The following is a 25,044-nucleotide window of genomic DNA, read 5'->3' on the forward strand; positions in this document are numbered from 1 at the left end:
GATGGCCGCACTCGAAGACGTCCCGTCCCCGGGCGCGCCCGCCGCGCGGGTCCGCCCGTCCGGTCCCGCCCGGCTCGCGCAGCGCGAGAGCACGGGGCCGGGAAGGCCGGTCGTGCTGGACGCGATGGGCGGTGATCACGGGCCGCCGGAAACGGTTCCGGGCGCACTGGCCGCCCATCGCGAGCAGGGGGTGCGGGTGACCCTGGTCGGCCGCCGGGAGCAGATCGTCCGGGAGTTGCGCCGGCACGGCGGCGTCGGCGAACTGGAGATCGTGCACGCCGACGACATCGTTCCCATGGCGGACACCGGTGCGCGGGCGGCCGCCCGTCCCGCCACCAGCCTGGCGGTCGGCTGCGAACTGGCCCGGCGCGAACGGGCCGCCTTCGTCTCGGCCGGCTCCACGGGGGCCGTGGTGGCCCGCGCCGTCCGGACCCTCGGACGCGCGCCGGGCGTGCTGCGTCCCGCACTGGCCGTCGCCCTGCCCACGGCGACCGGTTCCACCGTGCTGGTCGACGCGGGCGGGACCGCCGATCCGACCGCGCCGATGCTCGCGCAGTTCGCCGTCCTGGGCAGTCGATACGCGCACGCGGTGCTGGGCGTGCCCGACCCGCTGGTGGGGCTGCTGTCGATCGGTTCCGAGCCGGGCAAGGGAAACCGGCTCGTCCGCGAAGCCGCCCGGCTGCTGCCGGACCTGCCGGTTCGGTTCCACGGCAACGTCGAAGGCGATGACGTGCTCGCCGGAACCGTGGACGTGGTGGCCACCGACGGGTTCACCGGCAACGTGGTCCTGAAGAACATCGAGGGATGCGTCCGCACCGTGCTGAGCATGGCCGCCGACGGCCCGGCCGCCGTTCCGGAAGCGCTCGAGAGGGTCGGGCGGCGCTACAGCGCCGACACCCACGGCGGTGCGGCGCTCCTGGGGCTGACCGGGTCGGTCCTCGTCGCCCACGGATCGTCCGGGTCCACCGCGATCGCACGGGCCTGCACGGTCGCCTCCGCCCTGACCATGGCGGACGCCCCCATGGGCGCGGCGGCCGGGGACCGCCCGTGAACCGGTCATTCCCGGGCGTGACCCCGCAGCGGGTCACGGCCGTCCCAGCTTCCCCGGCTCCCGTAGGGGACGAACCGTGCGAACAGTTCTTCCGAGTACCAGTCGCGTGCACGTACCTGCCCGATCACGTCGCGGTGGGCGTCGCTTCGATAGGCGAACCGGTCGATCGCCGCCCCGTCCCGCCACAGCGAGAACGTCGCCTGCCGTGCCAGGGGCCACTCCCCCACGCCGATCGAGGCCAGGCATCCCTCCTGCTCCCGCAGGGCGCGGTCCACTCCGGGGACCGCGCGGTAGAACGCCGTCAACCGGCGCGGACGGATCGACGCGCGGGTCAACACCGCCAGAGGTGCGTCCGCGTCCGGTACGTGCTCGTACAGCGCACGGCCGGCGCCCGGGGCACTGAACGGGTCCCGGCCGCCCCAGCGTCCGCGCGAGGCCAGCGGCCGCAGCCGCACATGCCAGGATTCCGCCGCCTCGGCATCCCAGCGGTTCGCCACCGGGGAGCGCTCCACAAACTCCTCCAGCGCCGCCTCGCCGTCCCAGACCGCGAACAGCGCCCAGCGCCGCAGGTCGGCGCCCAGGCTCATCGAGCGGCCGCGGCCGGTGCCCAGCAGCCGCCAGAACGACAGCCCCGCCGTGGCGCGCAGCCTCGGGCGGTCCAGCGCCATGTACCGCATGGCGTCCACGTTCGCGTACCTGAGGAGATGGAAGGAAGCGATGACGCCCGTATCCGTGGAATCCGTGCTGGTTCCGGTCATCGGCGGCTACCTGCTCGGCTCGGTGCCGGTCGCGGTCCTGGTCGGCCGAGCCCACGGCTTCGACCCGCGCTCGGTCGGAGACCGCAACCCCGGCTTCTGGAACGTCCGGCAACGCCTGGGCGCCCGCTCGGCCGCACCCGTGTTCGCCGGCGACCTCCTCAAGGGCACCGCGGCGGGGCTGCTCGGGCTGGCGGCCGGCGGCAACCGGACGGGCCCGGCCGGGCAGGTCCGCGGGCCCAGCGTCGTGCCTGTGTACGCGGCGGTGGGCGCGGCGATGGCCGGGCACGCGTGGCCGCTGTTCGCCGGGCGCCGCGGCGGACGCTGCGTCCTGACCTTCGCCGGCGGCATGGCGGTCATCTGCCCGCCGGCGTTCGGGCTCGGCCTCGCCGCGCTCGCCGCCGGCGGGCTGGCCACCGGTTCGTTCGCCGCCGGCGCGCGGCTCGCCGTGTTCTCCCTGCCCGCGCTGCAACTGGCGTTCGCCCCCGCCTCGCACGTCGCCGGCACCGGGATGCTGATGGCCTTCATCGGCGCCCGCTTCGGACAGGCCGCCCTCGCCGAACGCGCGCAGCGGCGCCGTCCGAGCGTGGACGCGCGGAAGAACCGCCCGCGCTCCGGCCGTAGGTTCGGCCCCGCCAGGTACGGGCGGGGCGCAGCGCGGAAAGCGTCAGCCGGACGGCGGTGACCGGGTCCAGCAGCGGCGACACCATCATCCCCGGACCCGGAGTGCTGTAGCTGGCCCGCAGCGCGGCGGTGAGCAGGAGGCGCTGCCCGAGCAGCGCCAGGTCCAGTGGCGCGGGACGTCCGGCGAGGAGGCGCAGCATCGGCAGCGCCATGGTCAGCCACACCGCCGCCAGGTCGCCGGCGAGCCCGATCGGTGTCGTCACGTCCCGCAACGCGATCGAGCGTCCCCACTCCCGCCACACGTCGGCGGCGCCGGCGTGCATATCGACCTCCAGCAACGCGCCCGCATCGACGAACGCGACCCGCCACCCGTCGCGCGCCAGCAGCCGTCCCAGCGCGACGTCATCGGTGAGATGGCCGCGCACCCGGGCGAACGCGTCGGCCCGCACCATCGCGTCCTTGCGGAAGGCCAGGCACTGACCGTTGACCAGCAGCCGTCCGGGAGAGCGTGCGGCCGGGCCGAGCGGCCCGAACCGGTACACCAGCGTGGCCAGGAACGACGCGTGCAGCGCCTGCTCCACGCCGTCCCCGGTGATGAAACGGGGACCGGCGCTGACCAGGTCACAGTCCTCCAGCAGGTCGGCGAGCGCCGCGCACAGCCCGGCCCTGGGGCGGGTGTCGGCGTCCAGCAGCACCACGACGGGACCCGCCGCGGCCCGCACCCCCTGCCGCAGCGCCCACTGCTTGCCCACCCATCCGGCGGGGGGCTCGCTGCCCGCGACGACGGTCGCGCCGAGGCCGGAGGCCAACCGCGCGGTACCGTCGCGGGACCGGTCGTCGACGACGATCACTTCTTTCACCGCCGGATCGGCCAGCAGCGGCACCGCGCACTCCCGGAGCCGCCGCTCCTCGTCGCGGGCGGGGATCACCACCGAGACCGGCTCGGCCGGACGGGCGCGGGGAGTCGCGGCCAACGGCGGGGGGCGGTGCCGTCCCCGCGCCAGCCGAGCCGCCACCACCAGCGCCGCGGCCGTCTCGGCGGCGGTCAGCGCCCTCACGACCGCACTCCCGCCCGCCCGGTCCGGACGGACGGGAAGTCCTCCTCGACCAGGGACGCCACGATGCTTCCGCCCATCGCCACCAGCGGGAGCCCGCCCCCGGGATGCACCGACCCGCCCACGAGGTACAGGCCGCGACGAGGCCCGCGGTTGCCCGGACGGCGCAGCGGCGCCAGCCGCCCCCGGTACGCGGCGCCGTAGATCGCCCCGCCCCACGCCCCGTACCGGTCCCGCAGGTCGGCGGGCGTGAACAGCTCGACGAACCGCAGCCGCCCCGACAGGTCGTGTCCGCGCCCCGCCAACCGCTCCAGCACCAGGTCCCGGTACGCTTCCGGTGCCATCGGCCACCGCTCCGGGTCGCGCGCGGGGACGTTGACCAGCATCGTCCAGTTCTCCGCCCCGGGCGGCGCCTGCGACGGATCGTCCACCGCCGAACAACCGATGTACACCGTCGGGTCCGCGGGCGGCACCCGCCGCCGGAAGATGTCGGCGAACTCCCTCCGGTAGTCCGCCGAGAAGACCACCGAATGGTGCGGCAGGCCGTCGGTTCGGCCGTCCACACCCGCGAGCATCAGGAACGCCGAGGACGACGTGCCGAGCCCGGCGATCCGGCGCAGCCGCCGCCGATCGGGCAGCAGCCTGCCGTACAGCTCGGCCGCATCGACGTTGACCACCACCGCGTCCGCGGAGTCCCGCTCCCCGGACGCCAGCACCACACCGGTCACCGACGCGCTGTCGGACGAGACCCGGGCGACCGTGCTGCCGGTGCGGACCTCCACGCCCGCATCGTCCAGCAGTGCCGCCAGCTCGTCCGCCAACCGCGGCAGGCCGCCCGGCACGTACCAGCCGCCCTCACCGTGCTCGATCGCCACGGCGCACCCCAGCGCCGCCGGCGCCCGGTAAGGGCTCGACCCGGCGTACGTGGCGTACCGCCCGACGTACTGCCACAGCCTTCGATCGTCGAAGAACCTCCGCGCCAGACCGTGCAGTGTCCGTCCCGGCGCGACCGCCAGAAGGTCACGGGGGCGGGCGTCCGGCGACCGATGGCCGATCGGGCCCGCGAAGAACGTCCGCTGCGACGCCTCGTAGCATCTCCGTGCCCAGGCATGGAAAGCCCGCCACGCCGTGCCCTGCCCCGCCAGCCGATCCACCTCGGCGGCCATCCGAACCGGGTCGCGGTGGGCGCGCAGCACCGACCCGTCGGCGAACCTGTACCGGCACAACTCGTCCAGGGCAACGGTCTCCCGTGCGACGCCCAGCTCCCGGAACACGTCCGGCAGGGTGAGCAGCGACGGCCCGAGCGAGAAGCCGAACCCGTCGCGCGTCCGCTCGGCGAGCTTGCCGCCGAGCCGCCCCGACCGCTCGTGCAGCCGGACCCGGTGACCCGCCCGTGCCAGCAGCAGCGCGGCGACCATGCCGCCGACCCCGCCGCCGACGACGATCACCTCGGCCATCGGTCTCCTCTTCCGGCCGCCCGGGTCCCGGCGAACCGCCGCGCCGTCGCCAGGACCGCCGCGGGGACCGCGAAGGAGCCCATCGCGGTCCCCCCGGCGACCGCCACGAGCGGATCGCGCGGCTCGAACACCGCCGCGAACGCCAGCGTCTCCATCACCGCCATCACCGCGTACGTCGCCACCAGCCCCTCCGCCACGTCCTGCTCCACACCGACGATCGACTCGAACACGCCCATCAGCAGCGCCGACACTCCCAGCCACCCGGCGAAGTTCCCCGCGGGCACCCCCCGGTACGCCCCGTCGCGCGCCCATCGCCACAGGCCCAGCCGCAGCATCTGCGGATCCAGGAACACGTCCCAGGCCGTGAGCGCCGAGGCTCCGACCGCCACCCGCGCCCACCTCCGCCCGTCCGGGACGAGCGTGGCCGCGACCGCGTGCGACGCCAGCCCCATGCCCGCCCACGCCGCCGCGACCGCGACCGGAACACCGCCCACCTGCGGCCGCAGAACCTTCGTGTAGGAGTACCGCCCGAACGGCACACCGGCCCGCACCCCGACCCACTCCACCGCATAACCCAGCGCCACCGCCGCGCCCACGGCCCGCACCGCGCGCCCGGCGCCCAGGCGGGAGGCGGCGAAGCATCCCGCGCCGGCGGTCAGCAGGCCGACCACCGGGCCCGTCCACCGCACCGGATCCGGCCGCACCCCCGACGCGACCTGCGCCGCGACCATCGACGCCAGGCAACCGACGCCCATTGCCGCGAGGTCGTCCGATCTCTTCTCGCGACACTCCGAAGCCCGAGCGCGACGCCGCGATCTCAATCTCACACCTTCCCTTCGGAGCCGACCGATCCTCCGGATGCCCGTTGGAAGCGGACACCTGGTCACCAAGGCGCATGCCCGGCGCCTGAACGGCCGGTGCCGTAGGGGCCCCGGCGAGGCGCCAGGGGGAGCGACACGTTGACGCGCTACCCAAAGCGACGCCTCCCACACAGTCGTCGCAGGGCAGAGGGCGGTGGACGGGTGGACGAGTGGGCGGCACCTCTCGTTGCACGCCTCGACGCGCGAACGCCCGGGGCGGTGCTGCCGACCGGAAGGGGGCGGAGCCGGGACGGTGCGGCGGGGAGCCGGACGGGTGTCAGTCGTGCCTTCAGGAGAATCCGCCAGTCAGTTGACGGATTCGCGGGCGGGGCGCGCTCCCTAGCGTCGTTCCCATGAACACGACAGCCAACGTTCTGCCCGAGGTCACCCGCCCGAACGTCGGCACGGTCATGTCCAGCGAATGGACCGTGCGGACTCCCGAACGCCAACTGGAGACGGTCGAGATCCTCGTCGACGTCTGGTCGGACACGTCTCGCTGGCCGGACGGGCTTTACACCTACAGCTTCTACCTCGGCACGGACGGTTCGACGGTCCTGCACTACTCGCAGTGGAGGGACGACCAGGCGTACCGGGACTTTTTCCAGGCCGGCCGCAAGCCCCGCGTCGAGCGGATCGACGCGGCCGTGCCCGGGATCGAGCGTCATGACCTGGCGTTCTACGACCTGCACCGCAGCGTGCGGGCCGCACCCGCCGGGGCGCGCCCGGAGGCGATCGTCACCGAGTTCGTCCCGGCCGAGGGCCCCGAGCACGCCCGGCGGCTCGCGGCGGAACTGGCGGCGGCGCGGGAGCGCGTCCAGCCGGACGGGCTGGTGTCCGCGCACTTCCACGTCGCGTCGGACGGCTCGCGCGTCCTCGACTACTCGGAGTGGGCGGACGAGGCGGGGGCCCGCGCGTACCTGGCCGCCGCGGGAGGACGCCGCGTCAAGGTCTTCCGCCCGTACCGGGCCCTCGCCGCCCGCTGACCCGCCGACGAGAGGAGGCAGTGATGTACCTCGTGACCGGTGCCACCGGCAACGTCGGCCGCCATGTGGTGCGGCGGCTGCTCGACGGCGGCGCGCCCGTCCGCGCCCTGACCCGGGCCCCCGAGCGCGCCGGCCTGCCCGATGGCGTGGACGTCGTCCGCGCGGACCATTCCGACCCGGACGCCCTGTCGGGGGCGCTCGCCGGGGTGGACGCGGTGTTCCTCGTCTGGCCGTTCGGCACGGCCGGTGCGGCCGGGGCGGTCGTGGACGCGATCGCCCGGCGCGCCCGGCGCGTCGTGCTGCTGTCGTCGATCGCCGTGCGCGACGACGTCGAGCGGCAGACCGACGCGATCGGCGCGCTGCACGCCGAACTGGAGCGGCCGATCGAGCGGTCGGGGCTGGACTGGACGTTCCTGCGTCCCGGCGGGTTCGCCGCCAACACCCTGGCCTGGGCGCCGGAGATCCGCGCCGACGGGACGGTCCGGGACGCGTTCGGCGCGGCGGCCATGCCGCTGATCCACGAGCGCGACATCGCGGACGTCGCGGTCCGCGCGCTCACCGAGGACGGCCACGCCGGGCGGCGTTACGCGCTCACCGGTGCGGAGGTCCGGCGGCAGGACGAGTTCGCGCACGTCATCGGCGAGGTGATCGGGCGCCCCGTGCGCTGGGAGGAGATCCCCCCGGAGGCCGCCCTGCGAAAGAGGATCGAGGCCGGCATGCCGCCGTCGTTCGCGCGCGTGATGGTCGAGGGGTACGCCGCGCTGCGCGAGCGTCCCGCTCCGGCCACCACGACGGTGGAGGAGGTCACGGGCGTCCCGCCGCGGAGTTTCCGCGCGTGGGCCGCCGACCACGCGGACGACTTCCGCTGACCCGTGGCGGGGCGGGCCGATCCCGCGTGGGTCCGGCCGGTGAGCGCCTGGTCGCCCCTCGCCCGCTGTCAGTGCTCCTCGCGGCGCCACGCGTGGACGCCGTCGGCGGGGAGCGGGGCGAAGCCCGCGGCGGTCAGTTCGGACGCGAGGCGCTCGTCGGAGACGACGTGGCAGTCGAACTCGGCGGTCTCCTCGGCGACGAGGTCGTCGCCGTCCCAGGTCCGGTAGGTGTTGACCCAGCGGACGAGATCGTCCCCGGCGACGTCGGCGCGGGTGACGACGTCGTACCGGCGGCGGCCGAGGGCGCGGCCGGGGACGGTGGCGGCGGGCACGGGCTCGGCCTTCTGCGGGTACTGCGGCTCGATCAGCAGGAGGCCGCCGGGTGCGAGGGCCTCGGCCCAGCGGCGCCACAGGACCGGGCGCTGCTCCGGCGAGAAGTGCATGACGAGGTTGAACATGACGACCGCGTCCACCGGGGCCGGGAGGCGGACGGTCAGGGCGTCGTCGGGCAGGACGGTGACGCGGCGCGCGAGGCCGGGGTCGCGGGCGAGCCGGGCGGTGAGGGCGGCGCGCATGATGCGGGCCGGTTCCACGGCGAACACCTCGCCGGCGAGACCGGCGAGGACCTCGGTGAACCAGCCGGTGCCGGGGCCGACCTCGGCGACGGCGCGGGCGTCGCGCAGGAGCGTGCGGAGGGTCGCGGCGAGGGCGTCGCGGGGCTCCTCGGGGAAGATCAGGTCGTAGTAGGGGGCGTTGACGGCGTAGCCGAGGCCCTCGGCGGCGCGTGCGGCTTCGTCGGTCATCTCTCTCCATGGGGTGAGCGCAGGTCGGCGATCACATCGGGGTCGACACAGTGCGCGTGAATGAAAACCGTTATCGAGATCATGTCACGCCGGACCCACCGGACGAAACCTCGGGATCAACCGCGAACTTGGGCGTGGCTCCGGCACGCGAGTCTGTGGATCGCCACAGTCTCCCGGCCGGGCCACGCCCAAGTCGGATGTGTACGGGAGTTACGTCCGGCTGGGCCCGGCCAGCAGCTCGAACAGGCTCGAGAACCCTTGGCCGCCGTGGCCGTCGGCGATCCGGCGGTCCATCAGGTCCTTGACCTCTCTCATCCGGACGGCTTCCACGCCGAGGGATTCCCGGTGGTCGATCATGTCGTTCATCAGCGCGGCCTGGACGTTGAGCGGACCGAGGTCGGGTGCGTACTCGCCGCTCTGGACGGCCTTGGCCATCGAGGTCAGCAGCGGCGGGAACGCGGCGACCGAACCGGCGACGCGCTCGGCGAACTCGACGACGTCGACCCCTTCGGCCTGGACCAGCCGGAGGACGTGCAGGTAGCCGATGAGCAACTCGTAGGCCACCGCGACCTGGGCCATGAACTCCACGGCGGCCAGGCCCGCGTCCTCGCCGTGGTAGGCGATGGTGCCCAGCTCCCGCAGCGTCGGCTCGTGCGCGTCGAACGCGCCGCGGGAACCGCTGAAGGGGAACATGATGTTGGGGGTCCCCACGTACGGGGGGTCTCCCATGATCTTGCCGTCGATGTACTCGGCGCCGCGTTCCCGCGCCCAGCGCTCGTGGGCCCGTGCCTGACCGGCGGAGCCGCTGGTGACGTTCACCAGCACCTTGCCCGCGACCGCGGACCCGACGGACGCGAGGACCTCGTCGACCGCGGTGTCGTCGAGGAGGCAGACGACGACGAGCGGGCTCGCCGCCACCGCCTCCGCGGCCGTGGAGGCCGCTATGGCGCCGGCCTCCGCCAACGGCGCGGTCTTGCTCGCGGTCCGGTTCCAGACCGTGGTGCGGTACCCGCGGTCGACGAACGTCCTGGCGATCGCCGATCCCATATCGCCGAGCCCTAGCACGGTGACCTGACGGGCGGTCGTGTTCTCGGTGGTCGTCATGGTGATTCCTTTCAGTGGAGGTTGGGAACGGGCTTCTCAGCGGCGGGGGTGACGGGGGCGGGGGGCGGGGCGGTGCGGCGGGGCACGAGCAGGGCGGCGAGGATGCCCGCGAGGGTGAGCACGGCCGCGACGTAGACCGCGTTGCGCAGGCCGTCGGAGGTGGCGGCCCGCAGGGCCTCGCCGGTCTGGTCGGCGAGCCCGGAGGCGGAGACGCTGACCAGGATCGCCAGGCCCACGCTGGTGCCGATCTGGAGGGCGGTGTTGGCCATCCCCCCGGCGGCGCCCTGGTCGTCGTCGGCCACGCCGGTGCCGGAGGTGCCGAACATGGTCGGGTAGATCGTTCCCATGCCCATGCCGTAGACGAGCAGGCCGGCGAGGATCGTCCAGTACGAGCCGTCGGTGCGCATGCCGGCGGCCATCAGCGCGCCGCCGGCGGAGCCGAGCAGCAGGGCGATGATCAAGGTCCTGCGGGCGCCGATGCGGATGATCAGTCGTTCGGCGACGAAGTTGGCGGCGCCGATCATCACCGAGAGGGTCAGGAAGACCAGCCCGCCCTGCAGCGCCGAGTAGCCGAGCACGTCCTGGAAGTACAGGGTGAGGAAGTACACCAGGTTCTGCATGGTGATGCCGAAGGTGAGGATCACCAGCAGGCCGGCGCGGAGGTGGGGGTTGGCGAACAGCCGCAGCGGCATCAGCGGGTGCCGGGTGCGGGCCTCGATGACGACGAACCCGGTCAGCAGCGCCGCGGCGAGGACGGCGGAGGTGAGGACGGACGCCGCGGTCCAGCCGACCTCGGGGCCCTGGGCGATGGCGAAGACCAGCAGCGTCAGGCCGGCCGTCCCGGTCAGGGCGCCGGGGATGTCGAAGCCGCGTCCCCGTTCGCGCGGGCCGTCCGGGCCGAGCAGGGCGAACGCGCCCACGGTGCCCGCCACGACCAGCGGCACGTTCACCAGGAACACCGCCTCCCAGCCGAACGCGTGGGTCAGCACGCCGCCGAGCAGGGCGCCCAGGCTCAGCCCGCCCGCGCCGGCCCCGGCCCACACGGCCAGGGCCCGGACGCGCCCGGGGCCTTCGGCGAACCTGGTGGTGACCAGCGAGAGCGTGGCGGGGAACAGGACGGCGCCGCCGATGCCCTGGAGCGCCCGCGCGGCGATCAGCGTCGCGGGGGAGGTCGCCAGGCCGCCCAGGAGCGAGGCGCCGCCGAACAGGAGCATGCCCAGGACGAACATGCGGCGGCGGCCCAGCAGGTCGGCCGAGCGGCCGCCCAGCAGCAGGAAGCCGCCGAAGAAGATGGCGTAGGCGCTGACCACCCACTGGGTGGTGTGACCCGACAGCCCGACGTCGCGGGCGATGTCGGGCAGCGCCACGTACACGATGGTGAAGTCGAGCGAAGTGATCAGGCTGGAGAAGGCCAGCAGGCCGAGGACCCAGCGCGGCCTTCCGGCGATGGCGGGCTTCTTGTGCGATGACATCGCGGTCTCCTCAGAGGGTTTCGGGGCAAGGCTTCCGTCACGCCGCATAGGGGCGTTGGGCGCGGGCGTCCCGCAGGGTGCGGGCCCACCAGATCAGCTGGTCGAGCAGGCTCTCGGCCGCCGCGCGGCAGCCCGCCGCGTCGATCGGGCGGCCGTGGTCGTCGAACCTGTCCCGGCAGGAGTGAAAGCTGACCGTGTTGCGGACGGTGACGGCGTGGAGCTCGGCGAAGACCTGCCGGAGGTGCTCGACGGCGCGCAGACCGCCGGACGTTCCGCCGTAGGAGACGAAGCCGACCGGTTTGGCCTGCCACTCGTCCACGTACCAGTCGACGGCCGTCTTGAGCGAACCGGGGAAGCTGCGGTTGTACTCGGGCGTCACGATCACGAACGCGTCGGCCCGGTCCAGCCGTTCTCCCAGCGCGCGTACCGGTTCGGGCGCCTCGGCGGGCCCCGCGTCGTCGGCGGCGAGCACGGCGGGCAGGGCCGTCTCGGCGAGGTCGATGACGTCGATGCCGAGGTCGGGGCGCCGGCCGGCCTCCCCGGCGAACCAGGCGGCCACCGTGGGGCCGAACCGGCGGTCCCGGGTGCTGCCGACGATGATGGCGAGGTTCAGCGATCCGGTCATCGCGCTCTCCCTTCGAAACTTCCTGTGCGGCTCGGTGGGTCGAGCATGGCGACCGGCGCTTATCCGGCGCTTACCGCGCGCTTTCCGCCGATGGCGGGAGGGGGTAAGCGGGGTCGATCCCGGGAGAAAGCGCCCGATATCGTGAGGGGATGCGATTCGGGGTGCTCGGGCCGCTGGGGGTGTGGACGGCGGACGGCGCCCCGGTGGTGGTGCGCGGGGCCAAGGTCCGCGCGCTGCTGGCCGTCCTGATCGGGCATGAGGGGCGGCCGGTCCCGGTGGACCGGCTGATCGACGACCTGTGGGGCGACGCGCCGCCCCGCAATCCGTCCGGGGCGCTGCAGGTCAAGGTCTCGCAGCTGCGCCGCGCCCTGGACGAGGCCGAGCCCGGCGCCCGGGACATGGTGTCCTTCGAGGAGTCCCTGGGATACCGGCTCCGGGTGGACGCCGAGGCCGTCGACGCGATGCGGTTCACCGGGCTGCTGGCGCGGGCGCGCGAGACCTCCGACCCGCGCTCACGGGCGGGCCTGCTGACCGAGGCGCTGGGGCTGTGGCGCGGACCGGCCTTCGCCGACTTCGCCGACGCGGAGTTCGCGCGTCCGGTGACGGCGCTCCTGGAGGAGCGGCGGCTCACCGCCCTCGAGGAACGGGCGGAGGCGCGCCTGGAGATCGGCGAGCTGGGCGCGCTCGCCGACGAGCTCGGCGACCTGGTGGAACGACACCCGTTGCGGGAACGCCTCCGCTCCGCGTACATGCGCGCCCTGTACGGGGTCGGACGGCAGACCGATGCCCTCCAGACCTACGCCGACCTGCGGACGCGCCTGCGTGAGGAACTGGGCCTGGACCCCGGGCCGGAGATCGCCGAACTGCACGGGCGGATCCTCGAGCAGGACTCCGCCCTCGCCACCGCGCCGGGGGCGCCGCCGCAGACGAACCTCCCCGCGCAGATCAGCGAGCTGGTCGGGCGCGACGAGGCGATGGCGCGGGTCCAGGCGCTGCTGAAGGCGGCCCGGCTGGTCACCCTCACCGGCCCCGGCGGTGTCGGCAAGACGCGGCTCGCCCTGGAGACCGCCGCGCGGGCAGCCGCAGACCACCCGGACGGCGTGTGGCTCGTCGAGCTGGCCGGCCTCGACCGGACGGCCGGGGCGACGGGGCCCGACCGGCTGGTGGAGACCGTGATCGCCGCGCTGGGCATCCGCGACGACACCGCCCCGGGCCTGCCGCGTTCCGGGGAGCCCGCCGATCCGGCCGCGCGGCTCGCCGACGCGCTGCGGACCCGCCGGACGCTGCTCGTCCTGGACAACTGCGAGCACGTGATCGAGGAAGCGGCCGCGTTGAGCGAGCGGCTGCTGCGGGCGGCGCCGGAGGTGCGGATCCTCGCCACCGGCCAGGAGCCGCTGGGGCTCGCCGGGGAGTCGGTGTGGCCCGTCCCGCCGCTGGAGACGCCCCACTCCCCGGCCGACAACGGGCCCGCGACCCTCCGGAGGTTCAGCGCCGTCCGGCTGTTCGAGGCGCGCGCGGCGGCCGCCGTCCCGGGGTTCGCGATCGACACCGCCAACGCCCGCGCGGTCGCCGCGATCTGCCGCCGGCTGGACGGCGTCCCGCTGGCCCTGGAGCTGGCCGCCACCCGCCTGCGCGCACTGGACGTCCACGACCTGGCCGAACGGCTCGACGACCGGTTCCGGCTGCTCTCCTCGGGGCACCGCGGCACCCCGGCACGGCAGCGGACCCTGCGCGCGATGATCGACTGGAGCTGGGAGCTGCTGTCCGAGCCCGAACGCCGCGTCCTGCGCCGGCTCGCGGTGCACTACGAGAGCTGCACGCTGGAGGCGGCGGAGGAGGTCTGCGCGGACGGCGACGGCGTTGCGCGCGAGGACGTCCTCGACCTGCTGGCCCGCCTCGTCGACCGCTCGATGGCGGTCCGGACCGGCGGCCCTGGTCAGACCCGCTACCGGCTGCTGGAATCGGTCGCGGCCTACGCCCTGGACCGCCTGGAGGAGGCCGGCGAGACCGAGCGGGTCCGCCTCCGGCACCTGACCTTCCACACCGCACTGGCCGAACGCGCGGAGCCGCGGCTCCGCGGCCCCGACCAGCGGCGCTGGCTGCGGCGCCTGGACGCCGAGCACGCCAACCTGCGCGGCGCGCTCGAGGAGGCCGTGCGGCGGCGCGACGCCGGCCTCGCGCTGCGCCTGGTCAACGCGCTGGCCTGGTACTGGTATCTGCGCGGCAGGATCGGTGAGGGACGGCGCGCGTTCGCGATGGCGCTGGGCGTCCGGGCCGAGGTCCCTTCCGCGACGAGGGCGCGGGCCGAGGCCTGGCGGACCGGTCTGGATCTGCTGGGCGAGCGCACCGCGGACGTCCGCACGCCCTCGGCGGCGATCGCCGACCCGGGCGAACGCGCGAGAGCGGAGTGGTTTCTCAGCGACGTGCTGCTCGGTGCCGGCGATCTGGACCTCAGCCGGGATCTGGTGGAACGGGCGCTGCCGGTGTTCCGGCGGCTCGGCGACCGATGGGGCGCCGCCGCGGCCCTGGCCACGGAGGCGAACCACGCCCTCGTCCGCGGCGACCTCGGCACGCTCGAACGGTCCGGGGAGGAGAGCCTGGCGATCTTCGGGGAGCTGGGCGACCGGTGGGGGCGGGTCCGGGCCGTCGAGCTGCTCGGCCGGCTCGCGGAGATCAAGGGCGACCATCGCAGGTCCGCCGAACTCCGCCGCGACGGACTCCGGCTGGCCGAGGAGCTGGGGCTGTGGCTGCAGGTCTCGCTGCTCCAGTCCGGGCTCGGCCGGCTCGCCCTGCTGGCGGGCGACCACGCCGAGTCGGACCGGCGCCACGAGCGGGGCAGGACCCTCGCCGCCGAGCACGGCTACCGCCCCGGCGAGGCCTTCGCCCTCACCGGCCTGGCGCTCACCGCCCGCCGCGCGGGCCGCCTCGACGACGCCGAGGCCCACATGCGCGAAGCCCTCGCCGGGGCACGCGAGGTGCGGTACGCGCCGGGGATCGCGCTCGGGCTGGGAGAGCTCGGTTTCACCGCGGAGCAGCGGGGGGACGCCGCGGCGGCCGGGGAGCTCCACCGGGAGGCCCTCACCGTCGCGCAGGGCATCGGCGACCCCAGGGCCATCGCGCTCGCCCTCGAAGGCCTGGCCGGCGCGGCGGCCCTGGCGGGCTCCCCCGCGGAGGCGGCACGGCTCCTCGGCGAAGCCGCCGCCCTGCGCGAGTCCGCAGGCGCACCCCTGCCGCCCGGGGAGCGCGGAGACGTCGACCGCATCACTGCCACGGCGCGGTCCGCCCTCGGCGACGAGGCCTTCACGACGGGCTTCACGACGGGCTTCACGACGGGCTTCGCCGAAGGCCGCGCCGCCTCCCGTTCCTCCTGAGCCCGGGCGCGCCCCCGAAGGCCGCCGCACCGGCGGACGCCCACCGGCCGTGCCGTGGTCGCCGCCGTGGAACCGCTGTTCGCCACGGTGCTCGGACTGCGGGCCGGACGACGTTCCGTCTCGTCATCCGTCCGCGGCGTCCGCGGCGTCCACGGTGTCGGCCGTCGAGTGCGCGGTATCCGGTGCCTCCCAGCGCAGCAGGTCGCCCGGCTGGCATTCGAGCACCTCGCAGAGCGCGGCGAGCGTCGTGAACCGCACCGCCTTGGCGCGGCCGTTCTTGAGCACCGCCAGGTTGGCGGGGGTGATCCCGATGCGGTCCGCGAGCTCACCGACCGACATCTTCCGCTTGGCCAGGAGGACGTCGATGTCGACGACGATCGGCATCAGATCACCTCATCGAGCTCGGCCCGCATCCGCGCCGCCTCGGCGTCGCGGGCGACGGCCCGCGCGAGCAGCATCCGCAGCACCAGCATGATCAGGGCCACGCCCAGGACCGCCACGCCGGCGCCTCCCACCAGCAGGACGATGCCGGGCGCGACGGCCTCCCCCGGCGCGAGGACGACCCCGAAGGCGAACGTCAGCAGCGCGCCGGCCGTGACCGCGCCGATCGCGATGTCCACGTACCGGAAGGCGGCGTGGGAGAACACCGTGCCGCGCCGCACCATCGTCACCAGCCGCCACACGCAGACCAGGACGATCTGGATCGTCGCGATGCCCAGGATGAGGATCACCAGGATCGGGACGCGCATGTGCGCGTTCTCCGGGTCGAGCTCTTCTTCCAGGTCGATGGCCAGCAGCCACATCATCACCGTCTGCACGAACACCGAGCCGGCGAGCAGCATCGCCAGCACGGCGCGCAGGGCGAGCACCGTCAGGGTTCCCATCACCCCTCCTTCGATCGAAACACGATCGGAATCTATCGAGAAACGATAGGTACGGCAAGAGGGTCGCCGCGCGCCGGCCCGTGGCGGGCGTGATCGCGGTGGACTGGCGCCGCCGGGGACGCGCCGGGCCGGTCGCCTAGCCTGGGGATCGGCGCGGCTTTCGGGAGGGGAGGCTCGCATGACGGAGCGCAAGCCCGCCGGAATGGGCTTCGAGAGCTGGATCGACAGGCAGATCCGCCAGGCGCGGGAGCGCGGCGAGTTCGATGATCTTCCCGGCGCCGGCAAGCCGCTGCCGAGGCGCGGCGAGGCCTTCAGCATGGACCAGTGGATCGTGGACAAGGCCCGCCGCGAAGGGCTGGACACCGAAGCCATGCTGCCCGAACCTCTGCGGCTCCGGAAGGAGATCGACCGCCTGCCCGACGCCGTTCGGGAGCTGCGTTCCGAAGAGGAGGTCCGCGAGCTGGCGGCGGAACTGAACCGGCGGATCGCCGCCTCGCTGCGACGACCCTCGGAGCTGCCGATCGTGCTCCGGCGGGTCGATCCCGATGCGCTGGTCGAGCAGTGGCGCTCCGGTGCTGGGGAGACCGGCGAGCGATCTTCTGCGGCGCCGCGCCGCGTCGCGGAGCGGCGGGGACGCCGTGGCTTCTGGAGGCGCCGCAAGCCGCGGAGCTGAACGGCGACGGTCCGCCGGCTCCATGCGGAGCCGCGTCCGGCCGGCGGTTTCTCGCTTTCGGTCCAGAGCCGGGCGGCGGGTTCGGTTCCGGCCGGGCGTTCGCGGGCGGCGGTGCCGCGATCGCGGGACCTCGCCCGGGTCACGCACAGTAGAGTGCTTCCTGCGCGACGTCAGAGATGTCCGTCCGCTCGGTTGCGGCGCCGGGCCGGCACACGTGTGCGGCGGCCCGGTCCCCCATGAGGTCCGTGAGCACCGCTCGACCGCGTCTACCGTGCCGCCGGACGGCGACGTGCGCGGCATCGGCACGAACGCACTACGAAGGAGCCGTCGAGCATGGGCGCTCACCATGGCCACGGGGCGGACGGCCACCGCCACCGACCCGCGTCCCGCTCCGCGGTCCGCGCCGTCCTGGCCGCGATCATCCCGCTGTCGCTGGTGACGCTGGGGGCCCTGGTGTGGATGTGGCCGTCCTCGCCCGAGCCCCCGGGCCCGTCGTCCGTCCAGCTGGAGAAGGTGACCGGGACGGTCGTGCGGGTGGATCTCAAGCCCTGCCCGCAGACCGCCCCGCCCGGCAGCTCCCCCATCGACGCCGGCGCTCCGGGCGAGGGGGCGCCCCCGCAGGATCCGCGGCGGTGCGGCACCGCGCACGTCGAGCTGACCGAGGGCCCGACGGAGGGCCGGGTCGTCAGCACCGAACTCCCCAGCGGCCCGGGGACCCGGGTGTTCACGGCGGGCGACGACGTGATCCTGCTGCACATGCCCGCCGACGGCGGGCAGGGCCCGTCCTACCAGCTGTCGGACCACGACCGGTCCGGCTCGCTGTGGCTGGTCGGCGCCGCCTTCGTCCTCGCGGTGGTCGCCTTCGGCCGGTGGCGCGGGCTGACGGCGCTCGTCGGCCTGGCCGTCACGTTCGCGCTGCTCCTGTGGTTCCTGATCCCCGCGATCCTGGTGGGCAGCCCCCCGCTCCTCGCCGCGATCGTCTGCGCGGCGGCCATCATGCTCGCGGTGCTCTACCTCACGCACGGCTTCACGATGTCCACGTCCATCGCGGTCATCGGCACCCTGGGCAGCCTCACCCTCACCGGAGTGCTGGCGACGATCGCGATCGACCTGACCAGCCTCACGGGCATCACCGACGACAGCTCGCTCTACCTCGACCTCAGCTACCGGATCAACACCCAGGGGCTGCTGCTGGCCAGCGTGATCATCGGTTCGCTGGGAATCCTGGACGACGTCACCGTCACGCAGGCGGCGACCGTCCGCGAGCTCGCGCACGCCAACCCGGCCTACACGCTCCTGCAGCTCTACCGGGCGGGCGCACGCGTCGGGCGGGCCCATGTGGCCTCGGTGATCAACACGATCATCCTCGCCTACGCCGGCGCGTCCCTGCCACTGCTGCTGATGTTCAGCGTCGGCAGCCAGCCCCTCGGCGAGGTGGTCACCACCCCGGTCATCGCCCAGGAGATCGTCCGCAGCGCCGCCGGCACGCTCGGGCTGATCGCCGCGGTCCCGCTGACCACGGCGCTCGCCGCGCTCGTCGCCACCCGGCGGGACCGCGCGGACCCCGTCGAGGAGCGCGCCGCCGCTCCCGTTCCGGCCGGAGGCCCGGACGGCTTCCCGCCCGGCCCCCCGCCGAGGGAGCCCCGCGCCGAACGCGTGGATCACCAGTTCTGGGGCGATTGAGCTACAGCCGGTTCGACGCCGCGGCGCCCGTGCGCGCCGGTTCGCGCAGGGCGTGCGCGGTCAGCACTTGTCCAGCAGGCCGGAGAGCGCGTTGCGCTCCGCCGTGTCCACGGTGAGCCCGTACCGCCACTTCACGTCGATCCACGACCGGGCGTACATGCAGTGGAAGGCCGCGCGGGGCGGCGTCCACTCGGCCGGGTCCTGGTCGCCCTTGGACTGGTTGACGTTGTCGGTGACGGCCCATAGCTGGGAGCTGCCCAGGTCGTTGGCGAACGCCTGCCTGCGGGACGTCGTCCAGCTCGACGCCCCGGAGCGCCACGCCTCGGCCAGCGCCACCATGTGGTCGATGTCGATGTCCGACGGCCGGTGCCAGGTGGCGCCGTCGTAGGGGCTGTACCAGGAGCCGCTCGTCGGGTAGCAGTCCGAGCCGACGGTGACGTTCCGGCCGTCCCGCTTGAGAACGGTCTCGCGGGTGTTGCAGGCGCCGCCCTGGTCAATCCAGTGCGGGAATTTCTCGCGGTCGTAGCCGCTCATCGACCCTTCGGCGCGGACGGTGAGGAGCGCGAGGCGGCTGCGGGCGGTGGCCTCGTCCGGGGGCGGCGGGGGCGCCGCCGCGGCGGACGGACCGGCGGCGACGAGGGCTGCGGCGGCGGCCGACAGTGCGGCCACGGCGGGGAGTCTTTTCACGGGAGACCTCTCGGCGGGGGGGTTTCAGCCGCAGCGTCTCCTAAGTCCGTTATGGACAAACATCAATGCGCAAAACAGGAAATGTCTGGCCCTTAACGAGGCGAGGGGGCACTCGCGCGTCGACGAGAAGGACAATTCCGGCCTCTACGGCGGAGACGATCCGGCCTGGCCGATATCTGGCAGACGTTCCCGGTGAGAAAGGGCGGCCCGAATGACCGCATCGAGCGGGCGGCCGCGCGAACCCGTCCGCTCGCAGGTGTCGGCGCGATCACCCGGGGTAGGTGTCACGAGCCCGTCGTCGCCGGAGAACAGGGAGATCGCATGTCCAAGCCGCCGCTGCCGCCGGAGGCCGACGCGCTGCTCGCCAGGCCCAACCCGTGCGTCATCGCGACCCTGCGGTCGGACGGCGCCCCGGTGTCCGCGCCGACCTGGTACCTGTGGGAGGACGGCCGGGTGCTGGTCAACATGGACGAGGGACGGGTGCGCCTGGGGCACCTGCGGCGCGACCCGCGCGTGTCCGTCACCGTCCTCGACGGCGACGACTGGTACACCCACGTCACGCTCATCGGGCACGTCGCCGAACTGCGGGACGACACGGACCTCGCCGACATCGACCGCCTCGCCCGCCACTACACCGGCGAGCCCTACCCCGAGCGGACGCGCGGGCGGGTCAGCGCGTGGATCAGGGTGGACCGCTGGCACGGCTGGGGCAGGCTGAAGGACGGCGACCGGACGTCCGGCTGATCGCCGCCCGTGCCGACCGTCAGGCGGACGTCAGCACGGGGGCGAGGCGGCGCCACTCCTCCCGCGGGAAGGCGTCCTGGTCGGCGGTGAGGACCTGCACGCAGACGTGGTCGGCGCCGGCGGCGCGGTGATCCTCCACCCGCCGCCTGATCGCGTCCTCGTCGCCCCAGGCGATCAGGGCGTCGAACAGGCGGTCGCTCACCGACTCCACGTCCTCGGCCGTGAAGCCGGACCGCAGCAGGTTGCCGGCGTAGTTCGGCAGCGACAGGTAGGCGCGCAGCCAGCCGGTCCCGATCGCCCGCGCCTCGTCCCGCGTCGAGCACAGGATCGCGGTCTGCTCCGGGAGGACGAGCGGGCCGTCGCCCAGCGACTCGCGGGTCCGGCGGGTGTGCTCCGGCGGGACGAGGTACGGGTGGACCCCGCGGCTCCGTTCCGCGGCGGTCCGCTGCATCTTCGGGCCGAGCGCGGCCAGCACGCGGCTCGCCGCGGGCACCGGCGGCTCCGCCCGGTCGAGCCCGTCGAGGAACGCGGCCATCGCGGCCAGCGGCCTGCGGTACCGGCCCGCCTCCGCGGCGTCCACCAGCGGGGCGTGGCTCACCCCGATGCCCATCAGGAAACGGTCACCGTGCGCGGCGGTCAGCGACGCGTGCGCGGCGGCGGCGTCCGCGGGCTCGTGCATCCACAGGTTCAGGATGCCGGTCGCGACGACCGTCCGGCGGGTCGCCGCGAGGAGCTCGCCGACCGCGTCGAAGAGCGGCCCGCCGATGTCGGGGATCCACAGCGCGGTGTACCCCAGCTCCTCGAGTTCCGCGGCCGCCTCGGCGGCCTCCGCGCGGTCGCCGTACCGCAGCTGCTGGCTCCACACACCGACGCCGGAGATCTCCACAGCACCCATTCCCTTCGGACGGACCGGTGAAGATCAAACTACCCGCCGGCACGGTGCGCCCGCCCCCCGCGTTCGGGTTCGCCCGTGCACGGGCGCGATGCGGAGGACGTCCGGTCAGGCCAGCCAGCGGCCGTCGCGCATCAGCTCGCGGCCGCGCAGCTCGTTCTCCTCGCGCCACGCCTGGACGCGCCGCGGGGTGATGCGGAACCAGCGGTACGGCGACTCCTGCGCGCGCGGGTCGAAGCCGGTGGCCGCGGCGAACCGGTCGGCCCGTTCCTTCGGCAGCGCGCCGAGCTCCAGGACCTCGACCTCGCCGTCGATCATCGTCACGTCGCGGGTGGGCCCGAGCGCGAGCCGGACGGTGCCCGAGGCGGCCAGGTTCCGGCCCGTGCGGCTGTCCGCCGGGGTGGCGACCAGGAGCCGCTCCCCGTCCCAGTCGAACGACAGCGGGACCAGGTAGGGGGCGCCGTCCGGCGAGGCGGTGGCCACCCAGACGTCGACGTCGTGGGCGAGCCGGTGCTCGGTGTCGCGGCGGCGCCGGGCGCGGGAGCGGAAGTCGACGGTGGACGGGCCGGTCATGGTCACTCCTGTGGTCGGGGAACCTGTCGTTCTCGGTGCCCCCAGCTTCTCCCGGCGGGAGTACGGGACGCCTCCGTGCCGGCCACGGAAAGCACCACGGACGGCGGGTCGGTGGCGGGCGCCGCGACTTCCGCGTCGGCGGCGGCGCGCGGGCGCGACGTCGTGGCCGAGGGCCCGGCCGTTTCGCGCGCGGCCGGGCCCTCGGGGAGGCTCAGTCGTCCTGGTCGCCGCCGTACTCCCAGTGCCACGGCTCGTACGGGTTGCTGTAGGCCCAGTCCGGGTGGAACCAGCCGTACTCCCCGGCGTTGTCCTCCAGCCACTCGAACTGCGGCGTGCCCTCTTCCTCGACGCCGCCGCACAGGTCGGCGGCGATGCCGAGCCCGTGCTTGCTGTTGCCCGGCGCCGCGGCCATGCCCGCGGGCATGCTCTCGTACAGCTCCGCCTGCCGCTCGTAGCTGCGGTAGGAGCTGCGGACGCACATCTCCTCGCCGAAACGCTCGTGGTAGGCGGCGTTCAGCTCGTAGAACGCCGCGGCGGCGTCGGCCCGGAGCGACTCGTCCTCCTGCGGAAGCGGGCACAGCTCCTCGTCCGGGATGCGGCCGTTCGCGTAGTCGAGTTCGGCGGCCTTCTCCGGCTTGCAGTCGGCCGGGAGCTTCGGGGGTCCGCTCTCGCGGCTCTCGCGGTCCTCGCGGTCCTCGGGGGCCGCCGACGGCGCCGCGTGGTTCGCCGAGAGGGCGGCGGCCCTCGATCCGCCGGGGTCGCCTCCGCCGTCCGCCGACGCCAGCGCGAGGGAGCCGGCGAAGACGCCCGCGAGGGCCATGCCGGCCAGCGGGGCGGAGAACCTGGATGTGATGACGTGCCGACCTATCACGGCTGCTCCTTCCATGCCGCCTACCGGGTTAGCTGACGGATTCGGGCATGGAAGACGCCCTACGACGCCTCTTGGCGAGGCGTCGATTCACCCCTGCGAAGCGACGCGGACCGGCCGGTCCGGGCGTCGATCGCGCTGGTTCCCCGGCTCCGCGCGGTGCGCGGACTCGGCGTCGCCGCCGCCACCCGCACGAACTCGTGCTCGGGGTGGCGCGGACACTGATCGATGGTCTCGGCGCCCCTCCGGGCGCCCAATGTGGGCATGACGGTACCAAAGCCCCAAGAGACCGCAAAGGGGAGGCCAAGTCCGCCCCGGCACGATCAGCGCCGCAGGTAGCCGATGACCAGATCGGCGAGCTCCGGCGGACGGGGCGACGTCACGCAGGGGCGCCGAGCGGCGGGTGCTCGAGCACGCGGGGCCTGTACTCGACAAGCTGGATGCGGCCGTCGAAGGTGCGGTGCTCGATCATCTCGAGGGCCACGTCCGGATAGCCGTCGTAGATGCGTTCCGCGCCCGTGGCCCCGGTGATCACCGGGAACATCACGACCCGGAAGCGGTCGACGAGTCCGGCCCGCAGCAGGGACCGGCACAGGCTCAGGCTGCCGATCGTGCTGAGCAGCCCCGAGCCGCTCGCCTTCATGGCGCGGACGGCCTCGACGGCGTCCTCGCGGACGAGCGTGGAGTTGGCCCACGTCAGCGGCTCTTCGAGCGAGGAGGAGAACACCACCTTGGACGCTCGCGTGAGCTCGTCCACGGACGCCTCCTCTTCGGGCCTGAACTCGTCCTGGCCCTCCGGGACCTCGCCGGCGGCGAAGCCCGACATCAGGCGATAGGTGTTCGCCCCCATCAGGTAGGTGACCTCGGGCTGCTCGCCGAGCCACGCGAGGTACTCCGGACCCTCCAGGCCCCAGAACCCGGGCCATCCCTCGCCCGACGCGTAGCCGTCGAGGGAGGTGATGAAGTCGACGAGAAGTTCCGACATGGCAGGTGTCCTTTCCTAGGGCGTCACGAGGTTGACCGGCCACCAGCCGCGAACTCATCGGCCGCGCCGTGGGGTGGCGAGAACCCCGTCGCCTCCGACTCGGCTCCCGGTAACGCCCGTACTCGCGGGCGAGCAGGTCGGACGGCATCGCGGGCCACCGGCTCGGCGCGCCCGTGCCACGGTCCACGATCAGCACCGGGCCGAGGCCGTCGGCCGCGGTCTCGGCGGGCCGCACGAGGAAGCCGTCCCGGAACTCCTCGACCGGCACCGGGACCGGGCACCCGCCCAGCCGGGCGTCCGGCATTCGGCCGTCCCGCACCCCGGCCATGTCGCGCGCCATCCGGTCCACCGCCGACTTCGCCGTGCCGAACACGACACCGTAGGTGCGGGTGACCCCGGTGCAGGCGGAGATCGCCGTGATGAGACCGGACCCGCGCGGCGCCATGATCCGCGGCCCTGCGCCGGCGCGGCACCCTAAGAAGCGGGGCTTCCCGGGTCCCTCCGGAAAGCCCCGCCCCAGGGGTTCGTCTCACTCCGCCGTGATCGCTCGCTCCGGGCAGTTCCGGACGGCGGCGTGCACCCGCTCCTCGTGCTCGGCGGGGACCTCCGGCACGCGGACCATCGCGTAGCCGTCGTCGTTGAGGTCGAAGACCTCGGGGCACGTGGAGCAGCAGACGCCGTGTCCCGCGCAGCGGTCCTCGTCGATCACGACCTTCATCGGGTCTCGCCCTCCTTCGGGGTGAACTCCAGGTACAGGCTGGTCAGGCCGCGGAGGATGTACGTCGGGACGTACTCGTACCTGCGGTCGTGCGCGGGCCCGTGCCGGCGCTCGGAGACGCGGATGTCGGACGTGCGGTCCAGGATCCGCTCGATGCAGGCGCGGGCCTCGGCGCGGGCGAGCGGCGCGCCGGGGCAGGTGTGGATGCCGCGCCCGAACGCGACGTGGTGGCGCGCGTTGGCGCGGGCCGGGTCGAACGTCGCCGGGTCCTCGAACTTGCGGGGGTCGCGGTTCACTCCCCCGTTCACCACCATGACGGTCGTCCCGGCCGGGATGTCGACGCCGCCGACCGTGGTGGGGACGCGCGACAGCCGGAAGTCGCCCTTGATGGGGCTCTCGTGGCGCAGCGTCTCCTCGACGAAGTTCTGGATCCGCGTGCGGTCCTCGCGCAGCCACGCCTGGACGCCGGGCCGTTCGGCGATCACCTTGAGCGCGGAGCCGAGGAGGCGGACGGTCGTCTCCTGACCGGCCGCGAACAGGTTCGCCGCGACCCGCGCCGACTCGATCGGCGCGGGCGTCGAGCCGTCGGGGAACGTCGCGGCGGCGATGCCGGAGAGCACGTCGCCGCGCGGCTCGCGGCGGCGGTCCTCGATGTAGGCGGCGAAGCGCTCGTACAGGAACCCGAGGGGCGTGTGCGAGAGGCCGGTGTCGTCCGTGGAGCCGATCGTGCCGGTGTTCTCCTGGAGGTTGAACTGTTCCCGGAACTCCGGAAGGTCCTCGTCGGGGACTCCCAGGAGGTCGGCGATGACCAGGAGGGTGAACGGCCCCGCGAACCCGCGGACGAACTCGCCCTCCGTCCCGTCGAGCCACCTGTCGAGCAGGTCGTCGGCCAGCCGCCCCATCTGCTCCTCGTTCTCCTTGAGGCGCTTCGGGGTGATCAGCTTCATCAGCAGGCTGCGGTGCGCGGTGTGCACGGGCGGGTCCAGCGTGGGGAGCTGGTCGCTCATCGGGAGCTCGTCCCGGTGCTTCTCGATCAGTTCGGTGACGTCGTCGCCCTCCAGCGGGACGGGGAAGCCCGGGAACGGGCCGGTCACCGACAGGCACGAGGAGAACGTCTCGGAGTCGTGGAGCACCTCGACGGCCTCGTCGTACCCGGTCACCATCATCACGCCGTGGTTGGGCTCGCGGTGCACCGGGCACTTGCCGCGCAGGGCGTCGAAGTAGGGGTAGGGGTCGGCGTTGAGTTCGTCTCCCCGGAAGAAGTCGACTTTGTCGAGGTCGTCCGCCATCGGATCCGCTCCTGTTCGA

24 protein-coding genes, 1 pseudogene and 1 riboswitch are annotated in these 25,044 nt (G+C 74.0%); of the genes and pseudogenes, 8 read left to right on the forward strand and 17 right to left on the reverse strand.

Annotated features, from left to right (window positions below; all coding sequences use genetic code 11):
• The first annotated feature begins 1 nt into the window (after position 1).
• Positions 2 to 1,051 (forward strand): phosphate acyltransferase, encoded by a 1,050-nt coding sequence (locus ACFQ11_RS22935; protein ID WP_378301909.1) that lies wholly within the window; start codon positions 2 to 4, stop codon positions 1,049 to 1,051.
• A 5-nt stretch (positions 1,052 to 1,056) separates the two neighbouring features.
• Here ACFQ11_RS22935 and ACFQ11_RS22940 read toward each other — a convergent pair whose 3' ends face one another.
• Positions 1,057 to 1,728, reverse strand: a complete 672-nt coding sequence (locus ACFQ11_RS22940; RefSeq protein ID WP_378301966.1) for a spheroidene monooxygenase — start codon at positions 1,726 to 1,728, stop codon at positions 1,057 to 1,059.
• 40 nt (positions 1,729 to 1,768) lie between these two features.
• On the opposite strand from ACFQ11_RS22940, the gene ACFQ11_RS22945 reads away from it, so the two are divergent.
• Entirely contained in the window at positions 1,769 to 2,491 is a 723-nt protein-coding gene (locus ACFQ11_RS22945; protein ID WP_378301911.1) for a glycerol-3-phosphate acyltransferase, read from the forward strand.
• Positions 2,492 to 2,777: 286 nt separating this feature from the next.
• On the opposite strand, the pseudogene ACFQ11_RS22950 reads toward ACFQ11_RS22945, so the two are convergent.
• The 3 genes and pseudogenes from ACFQ11_RS22950 to ACFQ11_RS22960 all read right to left on the reverse strand — a co-directional run.
• A pseudogene (locus ACFQ11_RS22950) lies at positions 2,778 to 3,488 on the reverse strand (glycosyltransferase family 2 protein); the annotation flags it as partial.
• Positions 3,485 to 4,942: a phytoene desaturase family protein gene (locus ACFQ11_RS22955; RefSeq protein WP_378301913.1), complete on the reverse strand. Its 1,458-nt coding sequence runs from the start codon at positions 4,940 to 4,942 to the stop codon at positions 3,485 to 3,487. The pseudogene ACFQ11_RS22950 and the gene ACFQ11_RS22955, both read right to left, overlap by 4 nt.
• The gene (locus ACFQ11_RS22960) at positions 4,930 to 5,697 is read right to left on the reverse strand and encodes a carotenoid biosynthesis protein (RefSeq protein WP_378301915.1); all 768 of its coding nucleotides are present in this window, start codon (positions 5,695 to 5,697) and stop codon (positions 4,930 to 4,932) included. Before ACFQ11_RS22960 ends, ACFQ11_RS22955 begins: the two co-directional genes overlap by 13 nt.
• A 458-nt stretch (positions 5,698 to 6,155) precedes the next feature.
• Here ACFQ11_RS22960 and ACFQ11_RS22965 point away from each other — a divergent pair, with 458 nt between their 5' ends.
• Positions 6,156 to 6,785, forward strand: coding sequence for a hypothetical protein (locus ACFQ11_RS22965; protein ID WP_378301917.1), 630 nt, complete (start codon positions 6,156 to 6,158; stop codon positions 6,783 to 6,785).
• A gap of 23 nt (positions 6,786 to 6,808) precedes the next feature.
• Positions 6,809 to 7,654 carry an NAD(P)H-binding protein gene (locus tag ACFQ11_RS22970; RefSeq protein ID WP_378301919.1) on the forward strand — a complete coding sequence of 282 codons (846 nt, stop codon included), beginning with the start codon at positions 6,809 to 6,811 and terminating at the stop codon, positions 7,652 to 7,654.
• A gap of 68 nt (positions 7,655 to 7,722) precedes the next feature.
• On the opposite strand, the gene ACFQ11_RS22975 is transcribed toward ACFQ11_RS22970, so the two are convergent.
• From ACFQ11_RS22975 to ACFQ11_RS22990, 4 genes are all read right to left on the reverse strand, one after another.
• The gene (locus ACFQ11_RS22975; protein ID WP_378301921.1) at positions 7,723 to 8,457 is read right to left on the reverse strand and encodes an SAM-dependent methyltransferase; all 735 of its coding nucleotides are present in this window, start codon (positions 8,455 to 8,457) and stop codon (positions 7,723 to 7,725) included.
• 210 nt (positions 8,458 to 8,667) lie between these two features.
• The gene (locus tag ACFQ11_RS22980; protein WP_378301923.1) at positions 8,668 to 9,561 is read right to left on the reverse strand and encodes an NAD(P)-dependent oxidoreductase; all 894 of its coding nucleotides are present in this window, start codon (positions 9,559 to 9,561) and stop codon (positions 8,668 to 8,670) included.
• A gap of 11 nt (positions 9,562 to 9,572) precedes the next feature.
• The gene (locus ACFQ11_RS22985) at positions 9,573 to 11,033 is read right to left on the reverse strand and encodes an MFS transporter (protein WP_378301926.1); all 1,461 of its coding nucleotides are present in this window, start codon (positions 11,031 to 11,033) and stop codon (positions 9,573 to 9,575) included.
• 37 nt (positions 11,034 to 11,070) lie between these two features.
• Positions 11,071 to 11,658 (reverse strand): NADPH-dependent FMN reductase, encoded by a 588-nt coding sequence (locus ACFQ11_RS22990; protein WP_378301928.1) that lies wholly within the window; start codon positions 11,656 to 11,658, stop codon positions 11,071 to 11,073.
• Between the two features lie 149 nt (positions 11,659 to 11,807).
• On the opposite strand from ACFQ11_RS22990, the gene ACFQ11_RS22995 reads away from it, so the two are divergent.
• Positions 11,808 to 15,029, forward strand: coding sequence for a BTAD domain-containing putative transcriptional regulator (locus ACFQ11_RS22995; protein WP_378301930.1), 3,222 nt, complete (start codon positions 11,808 to 11,810; stop codon positions 15,027 to 15,029).
• Positions 15,030 to 15,152: 123 nt separating this feature from the next.
• Here the strand turns inward: ACFQ11_RS22995 and ACFQ11_RS23000 are convergent, their stop codons facing one another.
• Positions 15,153 to 15,413 carry a helix-turn-helix domain-containing protein gene (locus tag ACFQ11_RS23000; protein WP_378301932.1) on the reverse strand — a complete coding sequence of 87 codons (261 nt, stop codon included), beginning with the start codon at positions 15,411 to 15,413 and terminating at the stop codon, positions 15,153 to 15,155.
• Positions 15,413 to 15,913, reverse strand: coding sequence for a DUF2975 domain-containing protein (locus ACFQ11_RS23005; RefSeq protein ID WP_378301934.1), 501 nt, complete (start codon positions 15,911 to 15,913; stop codon positions 15,413 to 15,415). Before ACFQ11_RS23005 ends, ACFQ11_RS23000 begins: the two co-directional genes overlap by 1 nt.
• 178 nt (positions 15,914 to 16,091) lie before the next feature.
• Here ACFQ11_RS23005 and ACFQ11_RS23010 point away from each other — a divergent pair, with 178 nt between their 5' ends.
• Together ACFQ11_RS23010 and ACFQ11_RS23015 are read left to right on the forward strand one after the other, a co-directional pair.
• Positions 16,092 to 16,586, forward strand: a complete 495-nt coding sequence (locus tag ACFQ11_RS23010; protein ID WP_378301936.1) for a DnaJ family domain-containing protein — start codon at positions 16,092 to 16,094, stop codon at positions 16,584 to 16,586.
• Positions 16,587 to 16,919: 333 nt separating this feature from the next.
• On the forward strand, positions 16,920 to 18,269 hold the full coding sequence (locus ACFQ11_RS23015) for a YibE/F family protein (RefSeq protein WP_378301938.1): 1,350 nt from the start codon (positions 16,920 to 16,922) through the stop codon (positions 18,267 to 18,269).
• 60 nt (positions 18,270 to 18,329) lie between these two features.
• On the opposite strand, the gene ACFQ11_RS23020 is transcribed toward ACFQ11_RS23015, so the two are convergent.
• Positions 18,330 to 18,938 carry an HNH endonuclease family protein gene (locus ACFQ11_RS23020; protein ID WP_378301940.1) on the reverse strand — a complete coding sequence of 203 codons (609 nt, stop codon included), beginning with the start codon at positions 18,936 to 18,938 and terminating at the stop codon, positions 18,330 to 18,332.
• Between the two features lie 339 nt (positions 18,939 to 19,277).
• Here ACFQ11_RS23020 and ACFQ11_RS23025 point away from each other — a divergent pair, with 339 nt between their 5' ends.
• Complete coding sequence (locus ACFQ11_RS23025) at positions 19,278 to 19,700, forward strand: PPOX class F420-dependent oxidoreductase (RefSeq protein ID WP_378301942.1); 423 nt, start codon at positions 19,278 to 19,280, stop codon at positions 19,698 to 19,700.
• A 19-nt stretch (positions 19,701 to 19,719) separates the two neighbouring features.
• On the opposite strand, the gene ACFQ11_RS23030 is transcribed toward ACFQ11_RS23025, so the two are convergent.
• From ACFQ11_RS23030 to ACFQ11_RS23055, 6 genes are all read right to left on the reverse strand, one after another.
• Positions 19,720 to 20,586: a TIGR03620 family F420-dependent LLM class oxidoreductase gene (locus ACFQ11_RS23030; protein ID WP_378301944.1), complete on the reverse strand. Its 867-nt coding sequence runs from the start codon at positions 20,584 to 20,586 to the stop codon at positions 19,720 to 19,722.
• Positions 20,587 to 20,700: 114 nt separating this feature from the next.
• Positions 20,701 to 21,165, reverse strand: a complete 465-nt coding sequence (locus ACFQ11_RS23035) for a pyridoxamine 5'-phosphate oxidase family protein (protein WP_378301946.1) — start codon at positions 21,163 to 21,165, stop codon at positions 20,701 to 20,703.
• 211 nt (positions 21,166 to 21,376) lie between these two features.
• Entirely contained in the window at positions 21,377 to 22,036 is a 660-nt protein-coding gene (locus ACFQ11_RS23040) for a M15 family metallopeptidase (protein WP_378301948.1), read from the reverse strand.
• 3 nt (positions 22,037 to 22,039) lie between these two features.
• Positions 22,040 to 22,218: riboswitch (cyclic di-AMP (ydaO/yuaA leader) on the reverse strand.
• A 194-nt stretch (positions 22,219 to 22,412) separates the two neighbouring features.
• Entirely contained in the window at positions 22,413 to 23,018 is a 606-nt protein-coding gene (locus ACFQ11_RS23045) for a dihydrofolate reductase family protein (RefSeq protein ID WP_378301950.1), read from the reverse strand.
• 529 nt (positions 23,019 to 23,547) lie between these two features.
• Complete coding sequence (locus tag ACFQ11_RS23050) at positions 23,548 to 23,736, reverse strand: ferredoxin (RefSeq protein ID WP_378301952.1); 189 nt, start codon at positions 23,734 to 23,736, stop codon at positions 23,548 to 23,550.
• Complete coding sequence (locus ACFQ11_RS23055) at positions 23,733 to 25,025, reverse strand: cytochrome P450 (RefSeq protein ID WP_378301954.1); 1,293 nt, start codon at positions 25,023 to 25,025, stop codon at positions 23,733 to 23,735. The genes ACFQ11_RS23050 and ACFQ11_RS23055 overlap by 4 nt, the downstream gene beginning before the upstream one ends.
• Between the last annotated feature and the right edge of the window lie 19 nt (positions 25,026 to 25,044).

This window comes from Actinomadura sediminis, assembly GCF_042675525.1.
Classification (GTDB): Bacteria; Actinomycetota; Actinomycetes; order Streptosporangiales; family Streptosporangiaceae; genus Spirillospora; species Spirillospora sediminis.